Below are 20807 nucleotides of genomic sequence, written 5' to 3'. Positions count from 1 at the left end.
CCACGGTCCGGACGTCAGATGTTGGCCCGGGGTTCGCCTCCGCCGTCCGCCGGGGGCGCCTTGGCCCGCGAGGACCGAGCGGGGCGCTGGGGGCGGCGTGCGGCGAAGGGGCCGCCCGGCGCGGGGGCGGCCTGTTGGCGAACCTGCCGGTCGGGCAGACAGCGGCGGGAGTTGTCGGCTGCCCGAGGTACGCGAAACCAGCAGCGGCCGGCACCGAACAAGCGGGAAGGACCACGGCGTGCGCGACTCACGGGCGATTCCGGCGGCTGTCTCCGGCCGGAGCTCGCCCTGGCCGACCGTCGCCGCCCAGCGCACGGTGCTCGGAGTCGTGCACAACATCACCTCGGCTACCCGCCTGCTGGACCTGCTCACCGTTTTCGAGGGCGACCGCCGCGTTCAGACCGTCTTCACCTGTACGGGATCGTCGGCATTCCCGGAGGGAATCCCCGAATTCTTCGCCGAGCGCGGGCTGTTGCATATTCCCTGGGAAGCCGCCAAAGCCCATGGATTCGACCTCGCGATCGCGACCAGCCGCGGCGGGGATCTGCATGAGCTCGGCAGTCCGCTGATTGGCGCACCGCACGGCGCCGGATACAATAAGAGGCTTGCCGAGCCGAGCCGAGCCGAGCCGAGCCGAGCCGAGCCGAGCCGAGCCGAGCCGGAGCCCAGCGCTTTCGGGCTGACGGCGGAGTGGCTGGTGCGCGACGGGCGTGTCGTGCCCTCGGTGGTGGTGCTGTCCCACGACGAGCAGCTCGAACGCCTGCGGCACAGCTGTCCGGAGGCGGTGCCGGTGAGCGTGGTGGCCGGGGATCTGTGTGCCGACCGACTTCGGGCCAGTGCGCCCTACCGTGAGTCCTACCGGCGGGCGCTGGGGGTCATGCCGCATCAGCGGCTGGTCGTCGTGTCCTCGACATGGGGCGGCGAGTCCGTGCTCGGCGCGACGGACACCGACATCATGCGGCGGGTGCTCGCCGAATCGCTGGCCGACGAATTCCGCACGCTGGCCGCGATCCACCCCAATGCCTGGTACGGGCACAGTTCCTGGCAGACACAGAACTGGCTGGCGCCGCTCACCGAAGACGGCCTGCTGCTCCCCGTCCCCGATACCGAGACCTGGAAAGCGGCCCTGCTGGCGGCCGATTATCTGATCGGTGATCACGGGTCACCGACGCTGTACGGGACGGCCCTGAAGGTCCCCACGGTGCTGGGCTCGTTCGGCACCGACACGGTCGCGCCGGGCTCGCCGATGGAACGGCTGGGCAAACTGCTCCCCCGGCTGCGTCCCGGCGCTCCCCTGCCCGGTCAGCTGACGGCGGCGGCCGCGTATCAGCGGCAAGACCCCGAGATGACGGTGCTGAGCGAGATGGTGACCTCGCGGCCCGGTGAGTCGGCGGCGTTGTTGCGCGGTCTGTTCTACGTGTGGCTGCGGCTGCCGGAGCCACCGGCGCCCGCGACGACACCGCTGGTACCGGTCCCCGGCCCTGTCTCGCCGCCGAGGCAGCCGCCGGGGCTGCGGCCCATGCATGTGTCGGTGTCCTGCCGCCCGGCCGACGGGGAAGCGGACGGGCTGGCCACGGTGCGCCGGTATCCCGCGCGTCGGCAGCCCACCGCGCCCGGGGAGTGGATCGCGTCGGCGCATCTCGCCGCTGACGCCGACGAACCGGATAGTCGTACGCCACGTCGAGCGTGCCGGAGAAGAACCCCTCATCCATCATGGTCATCGCCTCCAGCCTGGTCGCCCGGTCTTCGAACTGGCCCGCTATCCCGGCCAGCTCGGCGGGGCCCATCGTCGCCAGGTGGGCCCCGATGACCCGTACGGCGAGCGGGATGCCGCCGCAGGCGCGGACCACGGGCTTCCGGGCGGTGCGGGTCTCTTCGGCGAGGGCTCCGACCCGTCGCAGCAAGTCGTCGCTGTGCCGGTCGTCCAGCGGTTCGACGGGCAGGGTCTGGACATCGCAGTGGCTGACCAGGCCGGGCAGCCGGATGTGACTGGTGGTCAGGACGACGCTCTCCTGGGAGCCGGGGAGCAGCGGGGTGACCTGGCTCGCCGTGACCGCGTTGTCGATGTGCACGACGATGGGGCCGCTGCTGGTCCAGGACCGGAAGAAGGAGGCCAGCCCGGCCGGGTCACCGGGGCGGTCGTCCTTCGGCGCGCCGAGGATGCCCAGCCAGTGTTCGAGGACGGCCACCGGGTCCGCGGGGCGGCCCGAGCTGTCGCGGCCGAGTACGGCGTGCAGTTGGGCGCCGCGGAAGTCGTCGTCGTGCCTGCGCAGCCACTGGCGGGCGGCGGCCGTCGCCCCGATGCCGGGGACTCCGGTGAGACGGGCCCGCGCACGTCTCCGCCGCTGACATTGTTGTGCACGGGCCCGTGAGCGGTGAACGGCGGGGCTGGCGGGGGCGCTTGCCGCAGCGCGCGGAGGCGATCGGCCGCCCCGGAGTCCTCCCGCAGCAGCAGCTCCAGCCGGGCCCGCCAGCTCTCCTCCATGTCCGCAGCGGCGATGTCCGGTGCGGCGATGTCCGGCGCGGCCGGTGAGCCGCCCGCCGTCCGGTCGCTGAGCAGCCGACGGCCACTACCGTGGCCCGCTCCGGGCGGTGGCGGCTGAACAATGCCACCAGCCGCTCCTTGTCCTCTGGCCACGAGTCAGACACCATCAGCCCCATCAGCGCCGTCGCACCCCATGCGGCCAGCGCTGCCGACTCCGCTTCCACCCCCTGACGTCGTGCACCCACCGTAGAAAGATTCCGGGCCCGATTGACAGCACCTGCCGGAACCCCGGCTGCCGGGTGCCCCCTGGTGGGCACCGGCCGTGTCCGCGCGCACCGCGGCCGACGCGGCGGCCCGGAACACCCGCCCGCGACATGATCAGCGTCGTCACAGCCTGCCAGGCCGACCCCTCACAGGAGACAGAACCCCATGGCGAGAACAACCCTGGCCAGCGCCCTGGCCCTTGCTCTGGTCGCCACCGGCGGCACCGTCCTGGCCTACTCGGCGAGCGCGTCACCCGACGCCGCCGACCGCGTGGCCCCGCTGCGCGGTGTCGGCGCCGACACCGTCGACGGCCGCTACATCGTCGTCCTCAAAGAGCCGGGCATGGACGGCATGCCCTCGTCCGTGCGGAAGGCGCTGGCGGGCCCGCTCGCCACCGCGCGGACCGCGGGCGGCACCGTACGCGAGGAGTACACCGCCGCGCTGCGCGGCTTCTCGGCCGATCTCCCCGAGGCGGCGCTGGCGGACGTCCGCCGTGACCCGGCGGTGGACTACGTACAGCCTGTCCGGGTGCACCGCCAGGAAGGCCCCGCGGCCGCCCCGGTATCCGCGCAGGGGGCGCAGTCCCGCGCGCCGTGGCATCTGGACCGGATCGACCAGCGCCAACTGCCGCTGGACACCACGTACGAGTACGCGGCGGACGGGTCGGGCGTGAACGTCTACGTGCTGGACTCGGGTATCCGCGCGAGCCACAAGGAGTTCCAAGGGCGCGCGTCCGGGGTGTACTCCTCCATCGACGACGGCAAGGGCACCAACGACTGCGCCAACCACGGCACGTTCGTCGCCAGCCATATCGCGGGGAAGACCTTCGGGGTGGCGAAGAAGGCGAAGCTGCGTGCGGTGCGCATTCTGCGCTGCGACAACAGCGCGACCACCGAGGAGATCCTGGACGGCATGAACTGGACGGCGAAGAACGCGCCCAAGTCGTCCGTGGTGAACATGAGCATCCAGAGCGCCGACGGTGTCACCGATCACGCCATGGACGACGCCGCCAAGAAGATGATCGACCGGGGGCTGATCGTCGTCTTCATCGCGGGCAACTTCGGCAAGGGCGACTGCGAGAACTCCCCCAAGGACCCGCGGGCCATCACCATGGGCGCCTCGACCAGGACCGACGCCCGCAACACCGGACACAACCCGTCCAGCTACGGCGCGTGCCTGACGGCGTTCGCGCCGGGCGCCGGGGTGCGCGGCGCGGGCAAGGACAGCGACACGCACGTCCTCAAGGACTGGAACGGCACGTCCTTCGCCGCGCCACTGGCGACGGGCACCATCGCCCTCGCCCTCCAGCGGAATCCGCACCTGACGATGGCGGAGGCCAAGAAGCTCATCGTGTCCACGGCGACGAAGGGCGCGCTGACCGACATCGGCAGGGGCTCGCCCAACCGGCTGCTGTACACCGGTGGCGCGGAGCCCGCACGGACCGGCGCGCGACCGGGCGCCTAGTCGGCGCCGCCTCGGGCGGGCACGCGCACGCGCGGCGCGCGCGAGGGCGGCCGGTGGCACGTACGCGCGCGGGCGCGGGAGGGCTGATCGCCCTTCCGCGCCCCCGCTGGGCCGTCTTGTGGCTAGCGGGTGTCCGGCGGTTCACGCGTGCCCGGCATCGGCTGCGCAAGGAGCCTCCTCAGGCCGCCAGGCCCAGAGGAGCAGCCTGGCACAGCGAAGGGGCGAGCTGTCGGCGCGGGGAACCGCGCGACCAGCCACGACGCACCCGCGGTCCGCGACACACGGTCAGGGGCACCCTCTCCCTGACATGACCCGCCGGACACGGCCTACTCCTTGTCGGCAGCGGCCCGCTCGCGGTCGCCCGGCGAGCCGCCACCGGCGTGGCCCAGCCTGCTCTCGCCCTCGTGCAGGCCGATCTTGGCGTGCAGCGCGCGCAGGGGCCCCGGCGCCCACCAGTTGGCGCGGCCCGCGAGCCGCATGAAGGCGGGCACGAGGGCGCCGCGGACCAGCGTGGCGTCCATCACCACGGCGATCGCCAGCCCCACGCCGATCGCCTTGAGATAGACGATGCCGGAGATGATGAAACCGAGGAAGACGATCGCGATCAGCAGCGCGGCGGCCGTGACCGTCGAGCCGGTGCGCTCCAGGCCCCGGGCCACCGCCTGCGTGTTGTCTCCCGTGAGGTCGTGTTCCTCCTTGATACGGGACAGCAGGAAGACCTCGTAGTCCATCGACAGGCCGAAGGCGATGCAGAAGAGCAGCACGGGGACGGTCCACGTGATGGAGTCCGTGACGACGAAGTCGCCGACCAGCCCCTCAAGGTGGCCGTCCTGGAAGCCCCACACCAGGACGCCCAGCGTGGCGCTGAGGCTGAGGCAGTTCAGGACGAGGGCCTTCAGCGGCAGCAGCAGGCTTCCGGTGAACAGGAACAGCACGATGAACGAGCTGATCGCGATGACCGCGAGCGCCAGTGGCAGCCGGTCGTTCATCGAGTCGATGGAGTCCTTGAGTTCGGCGGCGGGCCCGCCGACTTCCACGTCGTACGGCGCGTCGATGGCCCGGATGTCCTTGACCAGCTCCCGTCCCTTCTCGGACAGCGACTGGCTCTTGGGGACGACGGAGAGGTAGGTCGCGTCGGCGATGCCGAAGCGGGCGGACGACGCGCTGGCGGGGGCGACCTGCTTCCCCCCGGCGAAGGTGCCGCTCTCGGTGTCGACCCGGGCAACGTTCGGCAGGCTGGACAGCCGCTCGGCGTAGCCGGTGATGTTCCGCTCGCCCTTGGCGGGCGCGTTCTGCAGGACGACGTTGAGCGCCTGGGTCTCCTGCGCGCTGAAGTCCTCCCGGAGGATCTCGCCGACCTCGCGCGACTGCGTACTGGCCGGGAGCACGCGCTCGTCGGCGAGGCTCATCTTCAGGTCGAGGAACGGCGCGCCGAGGAAGAGCAGCAGGCCGATGACAGCGGCGGCGACGGGCACCGGGAACCGCATGACGGTGACGGCCAGGCGGTGCCAGAAGCCCTCGCCGATCGGCTTCGGTGCCGTCGCCTGCTTGCGGCCGAGGATCTTGCCCTTGTCGATGCGCGGGCCGAGCGCCTTGAGCAGGGCGGGCAGGAACGTCACCGAGACCACGGCGGCGATCAGCGCGGTGGGGATGCCCGCGTAGGCGAAGGAGCGCAGGAAGTAGAAGGGGAACACCAGCAGCGCGGCGAGCGCCAGAGCGACGGTCACGGCGGAGAACACGACGGTGCGGCCCGCCGTGCGCAGCGCGATGGCGATGGCGCCGTCGGTATCGGTGCCGGCGGCCAGTTCCTCCCGGTACCGCTTGATGAGAATGAGGCTGTAGTCGATGGCGAGGCCGAGGCCGAGGCCGGTCGCGACGTTCGTGGCGAGTACGGAGACGTCCGAGAAGAGCGTCAGGATACGCAGCGTCAGCAGCACCGAGACGATCGTCAGTCCGCTGACCAGCAACGGCACCAGGGCCGCCACGAGGCTGCGGAAGACGAACAGCATCACGATCAGGAGAATCGGGAAGGTCACCATCTCGATCTTGAGAAGGTCCTTCTCGGTGGTCTCGACGATCTCCTTGTTCGCGAGGGCGGTGCCGCCCAGCTCGACGTCGACGCCTTCGGTCTCACCGTCGTAGCGGGATTCCAGCTTGTCGAAGTGGTCCTGGATCTTGTCCTCGTCGCCGGAGATACGGGCGAGCACCAGGGCCCGGTCGCCGCCCTCGCCGCGCAGCGACTCCGCCTTGCCCAGCGACCAGTACGAGACGGCCTGTTCGACGCCGTCCTCCTGGGCGAGGCGTTCGGTGATGTCCCGGCCCGCCCTGGCGACCTCGGGGGCGTCCACGCCCCGCTTGTCGGTGATGAGCAGCGTCAGGTTGGGGGCGCCCGCCTTGAACCGCTCGTCCATGACCTCGGCGGTCTTGGCCGACTCCGTTGAGCTGTCGATGAACCCGCCGGCCGACAGTTTCGGGATGACTCCTCCGCCCAGCGCCCCCGCGATGACGAAGAGGACTCCTGAGAGATACAGAACCAGTCGGCTGCGACCGGAGGTGAACCGGGCCAGGGAGGCAAACATCTGACGTAACCCTTCATTCGGGGCGCGTTCAGCGGGGTTGCGCGTGGAAGGGTCACGCTACATCGCATGCCGGAGAGCAAGGCTGTTTGTCGGCCATGGCAAGAGTCTGCTCACCAACTCTTGTCCCTTGCCTGCTATTCCTCCCTCCACAGTGCGGACTTTACGTTTTCCGAGAGCTCGGTTCCGAACCTGTTCTGTGGAGGTGCGACACGCATGGCTCAACCCAAGAGGACGGCCGTCGTCGGCGGTGGGATGGCTGGCTGCGCGGCTGCCAAGGAGCTGTTGAAAAACGGACGGGAGGTGGTCATCTACGAGACCACCGCCGGTCTGGGCGGTCGTGCGCGGTCCTGGCACCGTCCGGAGATTGAGCCCGACGTCGGTGTGAACCTGTGGTTCACGAGCTTCTATAAGCTCATGTTCGAGCGCATCCGCGAGTACGGCCTTGAGGGCGAGCTCACGGAAATGTCGAACAACGTCATCGTGGTCGACAACGGAAAGCCCGCGGAGCTGCTCTCGGACTCGATGAAGAGCCTCTTCACTTTCCCCCACGTAAAACTGTCGGACCGCATCGGGTTTCTCACCGCGACGCTGAAGGAGACCCTGAAGCGCAAGGAACTCGACATTTTCGACCCGCTGAAACTCGCCAAGTTCGACGACGGAACCAACGCGGCGGACTACGCGCTCAAGAGCCTGTCGCAGCGCGGCTTCGACAACCTGCTCCGGCCTGAGATCGAGTCGTTCTGGCTGTGGCGCTGCGAGGACATCTCCGCCGCCCACGTACGGGCCATGCAGGCGCAGGTGGCGGGCGCCAAGTTCTATGTGTTCAGGAACGGCATGGAGATCATCGCCGAGAAGAACGCCGAGGGCGCCGAGATCCGCCTGGAGAACGAGGTCACCGACCTCCAGGTCAACGACGGCCAGGTGCGTATCACCGCCCGCGCGGCCGACGGCACGCTGAGCGAGGACGTCTACGACGACGTCGTCGTGGCCACTCCCGCGCCCTCCGCCGCGAAGCTCACGGCCGCCCTGCCGCGCCAGATCGTCGGCGAGGACACCCGCGACTTCCTGGCCACGCAGAAGTACGAGCCCGCCCTGTCGGTGTCGTACCTGGTGGATCTGAGCAGCATGCCGTCCGAGGCGCACATCGTCGCCGCGGGCGCCGAGGACCCGCCGGTCAAGACGATCATCACGTTCCCCCGCCAGGTGCGTGATGAGAAGGGCCGCCCGGTCGACAAGCACCTCGCCTTCGTCTACCCGGGCCGGGCAGCGACTCGCAGGCTGCTCAAGCTCTCCACCGAGGAGCAGTTCGCCGAGACCTCGCGCCTGGTCACCGAGCTGTGGCCGGACTTCCCCTCCGAAGCGGAGCCGTTCGAGATCGCGGAGCGCCCGCTGGCCATGCCGGTCCCCGAGCCCGGCCGCTACCGCAAGTCGGCCCGTGTCATCCGGCTCCAGCACGCGCCGGTCGTCTTCGCGGGCGACTACTTCGCCTCGCCCATCTCCGAGGCCGCGATGCTCTCCGGTATCCGGGCGGCCGACAAGCTGCTCACGGTCGGCTGAGGCGCGGCGGGCCGTACATGAATGCGATCACCGCAGCCGGGGCCCGGCGCGCGGACGGCGCGCCGACCGGCCCCGGCCCGCAGGCTCAGGGGTTCGCCTCGCGTCTGTCGGCCTTCGCCCGCCTGGCCAAGTTCGAGTTCGTCCTCGACTACTACCTCAGTGTGCTGGTGGTCGTCTCGGCGCTCGCCGCGAGCACCCGGTTCGCCGGGGACAGCCTGCTGACGCTCGGTCTGTTCCTGCTGGGAGAGATCGGCGTCGTCTCGGCTGTCATGGCCTTCGACGACGTCAACGGGCTGAACGACGGCAGTGACGCGGCGAACTACCTGAGCGAGGACGGCACCGAGCTGCGCCCCGTCCAGCGCAAGCCGCTGCTGACCGGGGCGCTGACGCTGCGGCAGGCGCGGTGGTTCGGGTATCTCTCACTGGCCTGGGGTGTGCTGTTCTGGACCGTCTCGGCCGTCACCGCCGAGCACCAGCCGGTGTGGGCGCTCGTCGTGACCGCCGCCGTGCTGCTGTCCAGCTGGCAGTACTCGTGGGGGCTGAAGCTCAGCTACAAGGGGCTTGGTGAACTGCTCATCGCGGGCTGCCCGATGGCCATCGTCATCGCGCCGTACGGGTTCGTCTCCGGTGATCTGCCGGCGCTGGTGCTCGTCGAGGGCGTGCTGTTCGGGCTGTGGCAGATCCTCGTCTCCGCGTATTCCAACACCAAGGACATCAGCGGCGACGCCGCTGTCGGGCGCAGCACGGTCGCCGTGCGGGCCTCCGAGCGTGGCAACCGGCGTTTCATCGGCGCCCTCAGCGCCGTGGACGTCGCTCTGGCCGCGACGGCGGCGGCGGCCGGCTGGGCGCCGTGGTGGTTCGTGCTCGCGATGCTGCCGCTGACGGCCCTGCGGGTGCGCCAGTACGTGTCCTTCGTACGCGGCGGGGACTCACTGCTGGCACGCAGGCGAGGGGTGGTGGCGTTCCGGACCGGCGTCGCCTGCCTGATCCTGGTCAACCTCATTCACTGACGGGAGAGTCATGAGTGGCAAGAACAGGCCGTCCGGCTTGGGTTCGCTCTTCGAAAGCCACGCGGAACGGGGTCGGCGCACCCGCTTCCATCTGAGCAGGCCGTTCGACATCGCCCCTGAGCTGGGCTGCGAGCACACCGTGCAGCAGCTGGCCGACCTCGTGGCCGAGGCGTCGGCGTGGCTGTACGAGGCGGGGGCGCGGCCCGGTGGCCGGGTCGCCATCGCCAAGGACAACCACTGGGACTATCTGCTGCTGGCCGCGGCCGCCGTGCGGATCGGCGCGCTTCCGGTGCTCATCGCCGGTTCGCTGCCGCCGGACACGCTCCAGACCGTCGTCAAGCGTGCTGACGCCCGGGTGCTCGTCAGCACGCGGCAGATCCTGGAGAACGCCGCGAAGGCGGGTGTGGACCTGGCCGCTTTCGCCGGGCGCACCGTCTCCATCGACGGGCCCGCGGACGGCGCGGTGGCGGTCGACGAACTGCGCGGGGCGCGGGTGCCCGGCACGGTGATCGGCGCCTCGTACGAGCCGATGGTCGCCACGCACACGTCGGGTACGACGGGTGTGCCCAAGCTGGTGGTGCACTCCGCAGACACGATCATGGGGCACCTCAGCCGCACCGAATCGCTGCCGTGGCCCATCGTCGGCATGAAGCACCGGGACACGGTGGCCACGGCCATCGCGTACAACCACATGCGGATGATCACGTGGAGTGCGGGCACGCTGCGGCTGGAGCCGAAGGACGCCCTGATCGTCACGGACTCCGACCCGGCGACCGCCGAGCGGATGTTCCGCCGGCACCGTCCCAACTACCTGGAGGCGCTGCCCTCCACGTACATCGGGTGGGAGGAGCTGACGGAGAAGCCGAACCACGTCTTCACCGATGTCCGGGTGTATGTGAGCACGTTCGACGCGATGCACCCGCCGACGGTGCGCAAGTTCCTGCGGGCGAGTGAGCGGCGCTTCCCGACCTGGCTGCAGGGCTGGGGCCAGTCCGAGACCGGGCCGATGACGTTCCGCCTGCTGGCCCGCCGCGACCTGGAGAGCCAGGGCGACCGCCATCCCACCATCCGCGATGTCGGCCGTCCCATCCCCGGTTTCACCGGGATGAAGGTCGTCGACCCGCAGACGATGCGGCCGGTGCCCGACGGCACGCCCGGTGTGGTGCTCTCCCGGACCCATGGGCGCTGCGTCGGCTACCTCGGCGAGGAGGAGCGCTGGCACATCAAGGCCGAGGGCAAGTGGTGGAACACCGGCGACTGGGCGGTGCGCGGCAAGACCGGTGCCTTCAAGCTGCTGGACCGCGAGGTCGATGTCATCCCCGGCATGAGCTGCATCGAGATCGAGGATGTGCTCGCCGACCGGCTGCCGCAGCTCACCGAGGCCGCGGTGATCGGTGTTCCGGGGCAGCTGCCGCTGCCGGTGGTGTGCACCCGGGACGGCTCATGGGACCAGGACGCGTGGCAGCGGGCGACCGCCGACCTGCCGCGCCTCGCTGACCCGCGGCTGCTGGCGTGGGAGGAGATCCCGCGTACCAGCACCGGCAAGGTACGGCGCATGGAGCTGAGGGAGCGCCTGCTCGGCGACGCCGCCGCGTACGGCACCGGACGCTGGACCTGAGACAGGCTAGGGAAGGGAAAACACCAGCATGGCGCAGGACCTGGCCGATGTGGACATCGCCGTCGTGGGTGCGGGGATCTCCGGGCTCACCGCGGCCCACAGGTTGCGGGAGGCCGGCCGCCGCCCCGTCGTCTTCGAAGCCGAGCAGGCGGTCGGCGGGCGGATGAAGGCCCGTCGCGTCGACGGCTGGATCGTGGAGGAGGGCACCGAGACGCTCGCGTCGGCCGGTTACGACGCGACCTGGCGGCTCATCAAGTCCGTGGGCCTGGACCGGGACGGCGGGGTGCAGAAGGTGACCAGTCTCGCCGGGGTGTGGCGGGACGGCCGCGCGCACGCCGGTACGGGGCACTGGGTGGGGGCGCTCACCGGCTCGGGGCTTTCGCTCGGCGGGCGGATGGCGCTCAGCTCGCTCGTCGGCGAGATAGCCAAGTCCGCCTCCGGGTTCGACACCCGGCACCCGGGCAGCACCCCGCTGGGGTCCCGGACGGTGGCGAGCCTGGCCGCGGGCCGCGACCGGGAGCTGTACGACTACGTGCTGCAGCCCGCGGTCGCCACGGCCTGGGCGTGGGACCCGCACCGCTCGTGTGCGGGCCCGCTGGTCTCCACCATGCTCTCCACCCGCGGCCTGCTCGGTTGGCGTACCTACCGGGACGGAATGGACTCGCTGGCCCGCAGGGTCGCCGAGGGGCTCGACGTGCGCACCGGGCACGCGGTGACGGAGGTCAAGGACACCGACGCCGGGGTGCGCCTGGTCTTCGCCGACGGACAGGTGGTCACCGCGCGGGAGGCCGTACTGGCCGTGCCCGCCCCGCTCGCCGCGCGCCTGCGGCCCGCCGCCCCGGCGGACGAGTCGCCGTTCCTGCGGGCCGCTTCGTACACACCGATGATGCGTGTCACGTGTCTGGTGGACCGGCCGCTCACCGCCCCGCAGCGCCGGGGCACGCCCTCGGTGTACGCGGTGCTGGTGCCCGAGGTGGAGGACGGCTATGTCAGCGGTGTGACATTCGAGCACGCCAAGGCGGCCAACCGGGCCCCGCGGGGCCGGGGTCTGGTCAGCATCCTCACCTCGCAGCGGGCGACGCGGGAGCTGATGGACAAGCCGGATGAGGAGGTCACGGCGTCCCTGATCCCGCGGGCGGAGCGGTACGCGCCGGGGCTCGGCGGCGCGCTGTACCAGGCGTTCGTGCACCGCTTCCCGCACGCCTCACCCGAGGCGTCGCCGCTGGCGCTGCGCTTGCAGAGCGCGTTCCTCGGGCGCGCGGCGCGACGGGTGGAGTACGCGGGCGACTGGGTGTACCAGCGGCCCTCCAGCGAGGCCGCGGTGCAGTCGGGAGAGCTGGCGGCCGAACGCCTGCTCTCGCGCGAGGACTGACGGGGCGGCGGGCGACCGCGCCGCTCCCCTGCCTTTACCGCCGGTAAAGGCAGTCGGCGGCCGCGGCGAGCGAACCACGCTCGCCGCGGCCGCCGCCGGCTCCGCGCGTCCGGGTGGGCACCCCCCGCCGCAGGCCCCTGAACAGCACGGTGTATGCTGCTCAAGGCTTCGGTCATGGTCATCAACTGGCGTGGACCAGTTGAGCACGACGCGAACGGCAGGCGAACGGCGCCTGTCGCGGGAGCAGTCGTTCACCTGCGCGTTTCACGTGCCTTGACCGTTCTTTTGCCACCTCCTGAAACCGTTGACGAACCAGCGTGGAAGTCCCCGCGGGCCCAACGGAAGGAGCCGCATGGTGCAGGCAGGCACTCACACGCAGCAGGATGGTTTCACTCCGGAACCAGCTGTGGCTGGTTCCTGCCACCGACCCCTTTCTCCGCTCGTGGGCCGGGACGACGAACTGGCCCGGTTGAGGGTCCAGGTGCTGGCCAGGGACACGCAGGTACTCACGCTGACCGGGCCGACCGGTGTGGGCAAGACCCGGCTGGCCACCGCGCTCTCCGACGACGTGGTCGGCGCCTTCCGGGACGGCGGCCGCTATCTGGACCTTGAGGCTCTGGGGCGGCAGAGCCCGGCCGAAGCGGTGCGGGCCGCGCTCAGCGGCGTCCGCGAAGACCGAAACGACCTCGACTTCCTCCTCGTCCTCGACTGCGGCTCCCGACCCCCTCAGGACGTCACCGCCCTGGTGGCCGAACTCGCGGGCGCCGCGCCCAGGTTGTGCGTCCTGACGGTCGCCACCCAGGTACTCGGCGTCTACGGGGAGCGCCGCATCCAGCTCGCTCCGCTGGCCGTGCCAGGAGCGGCCCGCGCCGCAGGCCCGGTCGCCGAGGTGACCTCGGTGCGGCTGCTGGTGCAGCGCACCCGCGCGGTGCGGCCCGGCTTCAAGCTGACCGAGGAGAACCGGGACGCCGTCGCCCAGCTGTGCGGCCGCCTCGACGGGCTGCCGCTCGCGCTCGAACTGGCCGCCGCGCGGCTGAAGGTCTCCTCGCCCCTGGCGCTCCTCGGCGAACTCGACCGCTCCTACGGCGTGTTGCGCGGTACGGCGGCGGACACCATGTCCCGGCACCTGAGCGTGTACGACGCCATCGAGCACAGCTGGACCGCGCTCACCCCCGCCCGCCGGCAGCTGCTGAAGCGGCTCGCTGTGTTCGCCTCGGCCTTCGACGGTCCCGAGGCGGGCGAGGTACTCGGGCTGTCCGTCCACGACGCCCGGTCCGCCCTGGAGGAGTTCGTCGACCGCAGCCTGCTGCTCCCGCAGGAACAGCCCGACGGCAGCATCCGGTTCCGCATGCTGCGCCCCGCGCGGGCGTACGCGCTGGAGCAACTGGCCGACGAGGACGACCTGCGCCGCATCAGGGACCGGCACGCCGCGTACGTGCTGCGCCAGGCGCACGCGACGCTTCCCCAGCTCACCGACCCCGGTCAGGCGGCCGCCCTCCACCGGCTCGGCCACGCCCACCAGGACACCCTGGCGGCCCTCACCCACCTGATCGGCACCGGCGACGGTGACGCGGCGGGTGAGCTGGCCACGGCGGCCCTGCCGTACTGGCTGATCCGCGGCGAGTCCCGCGAGGCGGCGGCCCGGCTGGCGGCGGCGGGGACGGCGGGTGCCGCGTCCGGCCGGGTTCGCGCGGGGCTGCGGGCGGCGCTGGCCGAGGCGCAGTTGCTGGACGGGCGGCACGGCCAGGCGCGGGAGGAGCTGCGGACGGCACTGAGCGGGTACGAGAGCGAGGGTGACCAGGCGGGCGTCGCGCGGGTCACCGAGCTGCTGGCGCGCCTCGCGCACGCGGAGGGCGATCTCACCGGCGCCAGGTCGCTGCTGGAAGAGGCCATCACGGACTACCGGCGGCTGGGCGACGACCACGGCCGGGCCTCGGCGACGGGCAGGCTCGCCGAGGTCTGCCGGGACCTGGGCGAGGCGGCGGTCGCGGCGCAGCACGGGCAGGAGTCCGTGCGCCGGTTCGACGACCTCGGTGACGCGCGCCGCGCGGCACTGGGCAAGCTGCTGCTGGCGGGCATCCAGGTGGACGGTGAGGTGCCGGTCGGCGCCGAACGGGTCGCCAGGCAGGCGCTGTTGTTCCTGCATGAGCTGGGTGATCTGCCCGCGCTGGCTTCGGCGCTCCAGGTGGTCGCCGACCTGCTGGTGCGCAGGCACGGCCGGACCACGGGAGCTTGGGAGCGGGCGGCCCGGCTGCTCGCGGCGGCCAGGGCCTTCGAGGAGGGCACGGGCGGGCTTCCGCTACGGCTGCCGCCCGCCACCCGGCAGAGCCTGCTCACCCAGGCCGGGAAGCGGCTGGGCGACGCCGCCTTCGAGGAGCACACGGCGTCCGGTGCGCTGCTGACCGCGCACGACGCGGCGACGCTGGCCGTCGCGCCGCTCGCGCCCGCCCCCGCCGCCCCGCAGGCGCCCCCGGCGGCGGACACGCTCACGCGCCGCGAGCAGGAGGTGGCGGCGCTGGTCGCCGAGGGCCTGACCAACCGCGAGGTCGCACGGCGGCTCGGCACCGCCGAGTGGACGGCGGTGAACATCCTGCGCAAGGTGATGCGGAAACTCGACTGCAGCTCGCGGGTGCAGGTCGCCAACCGGGTGCTCAGCGCCCGGGCGACGGCCGATGGCGAACTCGCCGCCCCGGGGCTGCCGCGCGTGGTGTGACCGGCCGGCCGGACAGAGGGCCGGTCAGAGTCCACGGGGCGGCGCCGCGGTCGCACGGCGCCGCCTCCGGCGTGCGGCGGTGCCACGGGGCGTGTGCCGCGCGGTGGCGCTGCGGCGGCGCTCCGCCGCCTGGCCGACCGCGTACCCGGTGACAGCTCTCGGTGGCGTGAGACCCGTGAGGTGTGTGAGGCGTCCGCGTACGCGTCGCGGCTACGCGTCCCGGTACGCCACGGCCGCTGCCAGCGCCGCCAGTTCGTCCCGCCACTCCTGGGCGACCGGCGCCGCCGCCAGCGCCTCGCGTGCCTGGTCCACGAGGGTGTCGATGCGGCGCTCCACCTCCGCCCTCACGTCGGCCGCCGCCAGTTCCTCGCTCAGCACGGCCTCGTCCCAGCTGCCGCCGGAGACCAGGTCACGTACGCGTTCGCTGCGCTGCACGGCAAGGCTCATCAGCAGCGTCATCTTGTGGTTCCCGGCGTCGGCGCCCACCGGCTTGCCCGCCACCTCCGCGTCGCCGAAGGCGTCGATGAGGTCGTCACGCAGCTGGAACGCCTCGCCGAGCGCCGTACCGTACGCCTCGAACGTCCCGGCCAGGCCGGTGTTCCCGGCGATGGCGGCGCCCAGCTCCAGCGGGCGGCGGATGCTGTAGCGGCCGGACTTGGCGTTGGCGATGTACTCCGCCAGCCGGGGGTCGGCGACCGCCTCGGCGGCGACCGCCACATCCAGGTGCTGGCCCGCGATCATCTCGGTGATCAGGTCGCCCCACACGCGGCGGGCCTCGCTGGGCAGTTCCTGGGCGAGCCTGGCCGCGTAGGAGAACGCGAGGTCTCCGGCGAGCACGGCGACGCCCTCGCCGAATCGGCGCGCCTCGCCCCGCCAGCCGCGCGCACGATGCTCCTCTGCGGCGCGCGCGTGGGCGGTGAGTCGGCCCCGGCGCAGTGCGGAGCCGTCCATGACGTCGTCGTGGAGGAGGGCGAAGGCGTGCAGCAGCTCGATGGCGGCGGCCGCCTCCACCACGTACGGGTTCGCCGGGTCTCCCCCAGCCGCGAGGAACCCCGCGGCGCAGAAGGCGGGACGCAGCCGTTTGCCGCCCGCCCGCACCAGTCGGCCGACGCTGTCGACGGGGGCGGCCGCCCGCGCGTCAACGCCCTCCCACAGCCCGCGTTCCGCGGTGAGCAGGGCATCCAGGCGGGCTTCCGTGCGGCTGAGGATGTCGGCCCTTGACCGCGCGGCGCGGCCGGTGGCCACGGGCGCGAGCGGTGACATGGTCATGGATTGCGGTTCCTCTCTGCGGTCACCGGCATGGCCGGGCGGCGGCATGGCGCGGGCGCCCGCCGATCGCGACGCGGGGATGGCGGCCATCGCGCTCCGGTGGCGCCGCCCGCGAAGCCCTCATGCCAGGCCGGCGACCCCGTTGGGCCGACGCGTGGCCGCGCATTCGGCCGCGCCGTCAATTCCCGGCGGTCTTCTGGGAATCAGCGAAGACAGCTCCACGCCTTTTTACGCGCCGCCGACGCATTTGACGAATGGGCTTCCGTGATCCACCCGGACGCGGGCCGCCGACTGCCCTTGGCGCTTTTGCCCATGCCGGTAACCCGTCGCACGCCGCTGTGCTGACCCGTGGCCCGGTAAAAGACAGGCCCTCTTCGCCTGGCCATTTTCGGAATGCTCCCTCGGATGGCTGCCGGAATCGTTGTCCACCATCAGTCGTCGCCAACGGCCCGGTCAAGGCGGCCTGGCCGACAACAAATGAGCGTTCTGGGAAACCGCAGGACTCTGCCCCGCCATGTCATGTGGAGAACCGAATCTGTCATGTCATTGCCTGCCGATTGCTATCCCCGCGTACCGCCTGCTCCGCCTACTTTCGACATCGGGTACTACGAATGGAGAGACATGGGCAGGAGAGTGACGGAAAGCATTCCCGACAGCCCCGGGGCTGTGGCACCAGCCGGAGTCCCGTTCTTCACCCAAGCAGCCTCGTTCGAGCAGCTGTGGCCATCCGTGAGTCGTCATGTCGAGGAGGTCCTGGACTCGGGGGTCTACTCGAACGGACCCAAGACCGCGGAATTCGAGGCTTCGCTGCGTGCCTACACCGGTGCCCGGCACGCCATCGCGGTGAGCAACGGCACCGACGCCCTCGTCCTGCTGCTCCGCGCGGCGGGCATCGGGCCCGGCGACGAGGTCGTGGTCCCGGCGTTCACCTTCGCCGCGTCGGCGACCTCCGTGGCGCTGACCGGGGCGCGCCCCGTCTTCGCCGACATCGACCCCGTCACCTACGGCGTCGACCCGGCGTCGCTGGAGAAGGCGATCACGCCGCGCACCAAGGCCGTCATGCCGGTGCATCTGTTCTGCCAGCCCGCGGACATGGCCGAGGTGCTGGACATCGCCGCCCGGCACGACGTGCTGGTACTGGAGGACAGCGCCGAGGGCATCGGCATGCGCTTCAACGGCGTCCACACCGGTCTCGTCGGCGCGGGCGGCGTGCTGTCGTTCTTCCCGACCAAGACGCTGGGGGCGCTCGGGGACGCGGGCATGGTCCTCACCTCCGATGACGAGCTGGGGGCCCGTGTCCGCGCGCTGCGGGACCACGGGCGCACCGCGCCGCCACCGCCGCCCGCCAAGGGCGACGCCACGGCCGAGGTCGCCCGGCAGGGCGAACTCGTCGGAACCAACGGCAAGATGGACGATGTGCAGTCCGCGGTACTGCTCGCCAAGCTGGCCCGGCTCGACACGGACATCCAGCGCCGGGCCGAACTCGCCGATGCCTACACGCGGCGGCTGAGCGGGGTGCCCGGGGTGCGGCGGCTGCCGGTGGTCGTCCAGGGCCCGCGCGCCTCCGTAGACCCCGTCTTCTACGTGTATCTGATCGAGGCCGACGACCGGGACGGCCTCGTCGCCCATCTGGCCGCGCGCGGCATCGGCACCGAGACGTACTACCCGCGCCCCCTCCATCAGCAGCCCTGCTTCGCCGGCCACGGTCACCAGGAGGGCGACTTCCCGCACGCGGAGGAAGCGGCCCGGCACACCGTCGCGCTGCCGCTCTACCCGGACCTGACGCTCGGCCAGGTCGATGACGTGTGCGCCGCCATCCGTTCCTTCTTCCCGGAAGGTGCCGCCTGATGAGTGTCCTGGACTCAACGCCCGCGGTCGGCACGGCTCCCGTGCCGTACTGTCATCCGCTGCTCGACCCCGGCGCCCGAGAGCTGCTGCTGCGCACCGTGCGGGAGGTGGCGACCGACCCGGAGCAGAAGTTCATCCTCGGCCGCCGCACGGCCGAACTGGAGAAGCGGTTGCGCCGCCGCACGGGGGTGGGCGATGTCATCGCCTGCGCCAGCGGCACAGCGGCGCTCACCCTCGCCCTGCGCGCGACCCTCATCGGTCCGGGCGACGAGGTGATCGTGCCCGCGTTCGGCGCCGAGCCACTGGCGGCCGCTGTCCTCGGCGTGGGCGCCGTGCCGGTGTTCGCCGACACCGACCCGGAGACCATGGTCATCGACGTGGCCGACGCCGCGCGCCGGGTCACCGCGCGCAGCCGGGCGATCGTGCCCGCGCACACCTTCACCGCGCTGGCCGACATGCCGGCCCTGGCCGAACTGGCCACCGCGCACCGGTTGACGGTCATCGAGGACGCGGCGGTGGCGCAGGACGCGATGCTGCACGGGCGCCCCGCGGGCACCTGGGGTGACGTTGGCTTGTATTCGTTCTTCCCGGCGAAGCCGTTCGGGATGCCGGGCGAGGGTGCCGTCGTACTGAGCGACAACCCCGAACTCGCCCGGGCCGTTCGGATGCTCCGCAACCACGGCCAGGACGGCGTGAACCGCTTCCTGCATCACGAGATCGGCCTCAACAGCCGGTTCGACGAGATACAGGCCGGGTTCCAGCTGGCTCGGCTCGCCTCGCAGCACGAGCGCGTCGCCCGGCGCGCCGCGACCGCCGCGCACTACAGCGAGCGCTTCGCCCCCTTGCGTGAACACGGCCTCCTCGCACCCCGGCCGGGTGCGGGCGACCGCTGCCACTACGTCTACGCGGTGCAAGCCGAGCGCCGCGATGAGCTCGCCGGTCATCTCGCCGCGCTCGGCATCGGCACCCGGGTCTACTACCCGGTGCCCCTGCCCCACCTGGCCGCGTTCGCCCCTCATGCCACGGACGGCCCGGGCTGGCCGGGCGCCGAACAGGCCAGCGCGCGGCACCTCGCCCTCCCGCTCCACCCGCAACTGACCCAGGCACAGGTGAACCGCATCGCGGACGCCGTCTGCGCCTTCTTCGGCTGACAGCCGCCCGTCGGCACACACCGCCGTCCACAGGAGGATCGATCCGTGAGCAGCAAGATCGCGATACTGGGGCAGGGCTACGTGGGCCTGCCCCTGGCCGTACGGGCAGCCCGGGCCGGGCACAGCGTCGTCGGATACGACATCGACACCGACCGCATCAAACGGCTCGCCGCCGGTGAGTCGTACGTCGAGGACGTGCCCAGCGAGGAGCTGGCCGCGCTGCTCGACAGCGGCAGTTATTTGCCGACTGCCGACGTGGACGAGCTGGACGGCTTCGATGTCGCCATCATCACCGTCCCGACGCCGCTGCGGGAGGGCGTGCCCAATCTGAGTTACGTCGAGGACGCCGCCCGCGCCCTCGCGCTGCGGCTGCGGCCGGGGGTGACCGTCGTCCTGGAGTCGACGACCTATCCGGGCACCACGGGCGAACTCGTCGCGCCGCTGCTTGAGGACGGCTCCGGGCTGGTGGCGGGTGAGGACTTCTTCCTCGGCTACAGCCCCGAGCGCATCGACCCGGGCAACGCCGTATGGCATCTGGGCAATACGCCGAAAGTGGTGTCCGGCGTCAACGAGGCGTCACTGGCGGCGGTGCGCGCGTTCTACGACTCGGTCACCGAGACGACGGTTCCCGTGCGCACCCCGGAGGTCGCCGAGCTGTCCAAGCTGGTGGAGAACACCTTCCGGCATGTGAACATCGCCCTGGTCAACGAGATCGCGATGTACGCCCACGAGCTGGGCATCGATGTGTGGGAGGCGCTGGACGCCGCCTCGTCCAAGCCGTTCGGCTTCATGCGGTTCACCCCGGGGCCCGGTGTCGGCGGACACTGCCTGCCCGTCGACCCCGAGTATCTGTCGTGGCGTGTGCACCGTACGCTCGGCCGCCGCTTCCGCTTCGTGGAGCTGGCCAACCACATCAACAACCACATGCCCGACCATGTGGTGCAGCGCCTGCTGCTGGCCTTCAACGCCCGCCGCCGCCCGCTGGCCGGGTCGCGGGTGCTGCTGCTCGGTCTCGCGTACAAGGCCAACACGGGCGACGCCCGCGAGTCGCCCGCGCTGCGGGTCGCCGAGCTGCTCATCGGGCTGGGCGCTGAGGTGCGCGCCGCCGACCCGCATGTCGTGGAGTCGGTGACCGTCAACAGCACCGTGCACCGCGTCGACTTCGGCGTCGATGAGCTGCGGGCGGCGGACGCGGTGATCCTGCTGACGGACCACGACGCGTTCGACTACGGGATCATCCCCGAGCACGCCAGGTACGTACTCGACTGCCGCCGCAAGCTCGCGCCCAGCGAGAAGGTGGACATCCTCTGACTCCTCCGACTCTGACCGTGCCCGCCGTCGCTCTCATGTTTCCCGTACGCGGAGCGGGCGCGGTGCGGCAACGGAGGCCGCACCGCGCGAGCGTGGCCGCGTTACGTCGTTGCATCGTTACCTCGTTGCATCGGTACCGCGTTATCTCGTTGCACCGGCACCCCGT

The 20807-nt window shown here is 71.6% G+C and carries 13 protein-coding genes; 11 read left to right on the top strand and 2 right to left on the bottom strand.

Annotated features, from left to right (window positions below):
• Positions 1-238 precede the first annotated feature (238 nt).
• From AC5P1B_RS13515 to AC5P1B_RS13505, 3 genes are all read left to right on the top strand, one after another.
• On the top strand, positions 239-1810 hold the full coding sequence (locus tag AC5P1B_RS13515; RefSeq protein ID WP_493887227.1) for a hypothetical protein: 1572 nt from the start codon (positions 239-241) through the stop codon (positions 1808-1810).
• Complete coding sequence (locus AC5P1B_RS13510) at positions 1797-2372, top strand: hypothetical protein (protein ID WP_493887226.1); 576 nt, start codon at positions 1797-1799, stop codon at positions 2370-2372. The genes AC5P1B_RS13515 and AC5P1B_RS13510 overlap by 14 nt, the downstream gene beginning before the upstream one ends.
• A gap of 542 nt (positions 2373-2914) precedes the next feature.
• On the top strand, positions 2915-4213 hold the full coding sequence (locus AC5P1B_RS13505; protein ID WP_493887225.1) for a S8 family peptidase: 1299 nt from the start codon (positions 2915-2917) through the stop codon (positions 4211-4213).
• Between the two features lie 326 nt (positions 4214-4539).
• Here the strand turns inward: AC5P1B_RS13505 and AC5P1B_RS13500 are convergent, their stop codons facing one another.
• A complete protein-coding gene (locus tag AC5P1B_RS13500; RefSeq protein ID WP_493887224.1) occupies positions 4540-6792 on the bottom strand; it encodes an MMPL family transporter in 2253 nt (750 codons plus the stop codon).
• Positions 6793-7005: 213 nt separating this feature from the next.
• Between AC5P1B_RS13500 and AC5P1B_RS13495 the strand changes: the two genes are divergently transcribed.
• The 5 genes from AC5P1B_RS13495 (at position 7006) to AC5P1B_RS13475 (ending at position 15062) form a co-directional block, all read left to right on the top strand.
• Positions 7006-8349 carry an FAD-dependent oxidoreductase gene (locus tag AC5P1B_RS13495; protein WP_493887223.1) on the top strand — a complete coding sequence of 448 codons (1344 nt, stop codon included), beginning with the start codon at positions 7006-7008 and terminating at the stop codon, positions 8347-8349.
• A gap of 17 nt (positions 8350-8366) precedes the next feature.
• A complete protein-coding gene (locus AC5P1B_RS13490; protein WP_493887222.1) occupies positions 8367-9359 on the top strand; it encodes a UbiA family prenyltransferase in 993 nt (330 codons plus the stop codon).
• 10 nt (positions 9360-9369) lie between these two features.
• Positions 9370-10977, top strand: coding sequence for a class I adenylate-forming enzyme family protein (locus tag AC5P1B_RS13485; protein WP_493887221.1), 1608 nt, complete (start codon positions 9370-9372; stop codon positions 10975-10977).
• A 28-nt stretch (positions 10978-11005) separates the two neighbouring features.
• Entirely contained in the window at positions 11006-12349 is a 1344-nt protein-coding gene (locus tag AC5P1B_RS13480) for a protoporphyrinogen/coproporphyrinogen oxidase (protein ID WP_493887220.1), read from the top strand.
• 442 nt (positions 12350-12791) lie between these two features.
• Positions 12792-15062, top strand: coding sequence for an ATP-binding protein (locus tag AC5P1B_RS13475; protein WP_493887219.1), 2271 nt, complete (start codon positions 12792-12794; stop codon positions 15060-15062).
• A gap of 210 nt (positions 15063-15272) precedes the next feature.
• Here AC5P1B_RS13475 and AC5P1B_RS13470 read toward each other — a convergent pair whose 3' ends face one another.
• A complete protein-coding gene (locus AC5P1B_RS13470) occupies positions 15273-16331 on the bottom strand; it encodes a polyprenyl synthetase family protein (protein WP_493887218.1) in 1059 nt (352 codons plus the stop codon).
• Between the two features lie 729 nt (positions 16332-17060).
• Between AC5P1B_RS13470 and AC5P1B_RS13465 the strand changes: the two genes are divergently transcribed.
• Genes AC5P1B_RS13465 through AC5P1B_RS13455 form a run of 3 tightly spaced genes read left to right on the top strand, consistent with a single transcriptional unit; the run spans position 17061 to position 20641 of the window.
• Positions 17061-18179: a DegT/DnrJ/EryC1/StrS family aminotransferase gene (locus AC5P1B_RS13465; protein ID WP_493887217.1), complete on the top strand. Its 1119-nt coding sequence runs from the start codon at positions 17061-17063 to the stop codon at positions 18177-18179.
• A complete protein-coding gene (locus AC5P1B_RS13460) occupies positions 18179-19330 on the top strand; it encodes a DegT/DnrJ/EryC1/StrS family aminotransferase (RefSeq protein ID WP_493887216.1) in 1152 nt (383 codons plus the stop codon). Before AC5P1B_RS13465 ends, AC5P1B_RS13460 begins: the two co-directional genes overlap by 1 nt.
• 45 nt (positions 19331-19375) lie before the next feature.
• Positions 19376-20641 carry a nucleotide sugar dehydrogenase gene (locus AC5P1B_RS13455; protein ID WP_493887215.1) on the top strand — a complete coding sequence of 422 codons (1266 nt, stop codon included), beginning with the start codon at positions 19376-19378 and terminating at the stop codon, positions 20639-20641.
• The last annotated feature ends 166 nt before the right edge of the window (positions 20642-20807 follow it).

This window comes from Streptomyces sp. A01 (genome assembly GCF_059026195.1).
The sequence above is the reverse complement of the archived record's forward strand: the minus strand, read 5'-3'. Positions and strand labels throughout refer to the sequence as shown.

Excerpts from the sequence above, each read along its gene's own strand:
- AC5P1B_RS13490 (WP_493887222.1), top strand. The coding sequence starts at position 8,367 with ATGAATGCGATCACCGCAGCCGGGGCCCGGCGCGCGGACGGCGCGCCG.
- AC5P1B_RS13505 (WP_493887225.1), top strand. The coding sequence starts at position 2,915 with ATGGCGAGAACAACCCTGGCCAGCGCCCTGGCCCTTGCTCTGGTCGCC.
- AC5P1B_RS13485 (WP_493887221.1), top strand. The coding sequence starts at position 9,370 with ATGAGTGGCAAGAACAGGCCGTCCGGCTTGGGTTCGCTCTTCGAAAGC.
- AC5P1B_RS13460 (WP_493887216.1), top strand. The coding sequence starts at position 18,179 with ATGAGTGTCCTGGACTCAACGCCCGCGGTCGGCACGGCTCCCGTGCCG.
- AC5P1B_RS13470 (WP_493887218.1), bottom strand. The coding sequence starts at position 16,331 with ATGACCATGTCACCGCTCGCGCCCGTGGCCACCGGCCGCGCCGCGCGG.
- AC5P1B_RS13480 (WP_493887220.1), top strand. The coding sequence starts at position 11,006 with ATGGCGCAGGACCTGGCCGATGTGGACATCGCCGTCGTGGGTGCGGGG.
- AC5P1B_RS13495 (WP_493887223.1), top strand. The coding sequence starts at position 7,006 with ATGGCTCAACCCAAGAGGACGGCCGTCGTCGGCGGTGGGATGGCTGGC.
- AC5P1B_RS13500 (WP_493887224.1), bottom strand. The coding sequence starts at position 6,792 with ATGTTTGCCTCCCTGGCCCGGTTCACCTCCGGTCGCAGCCGACTGGTT.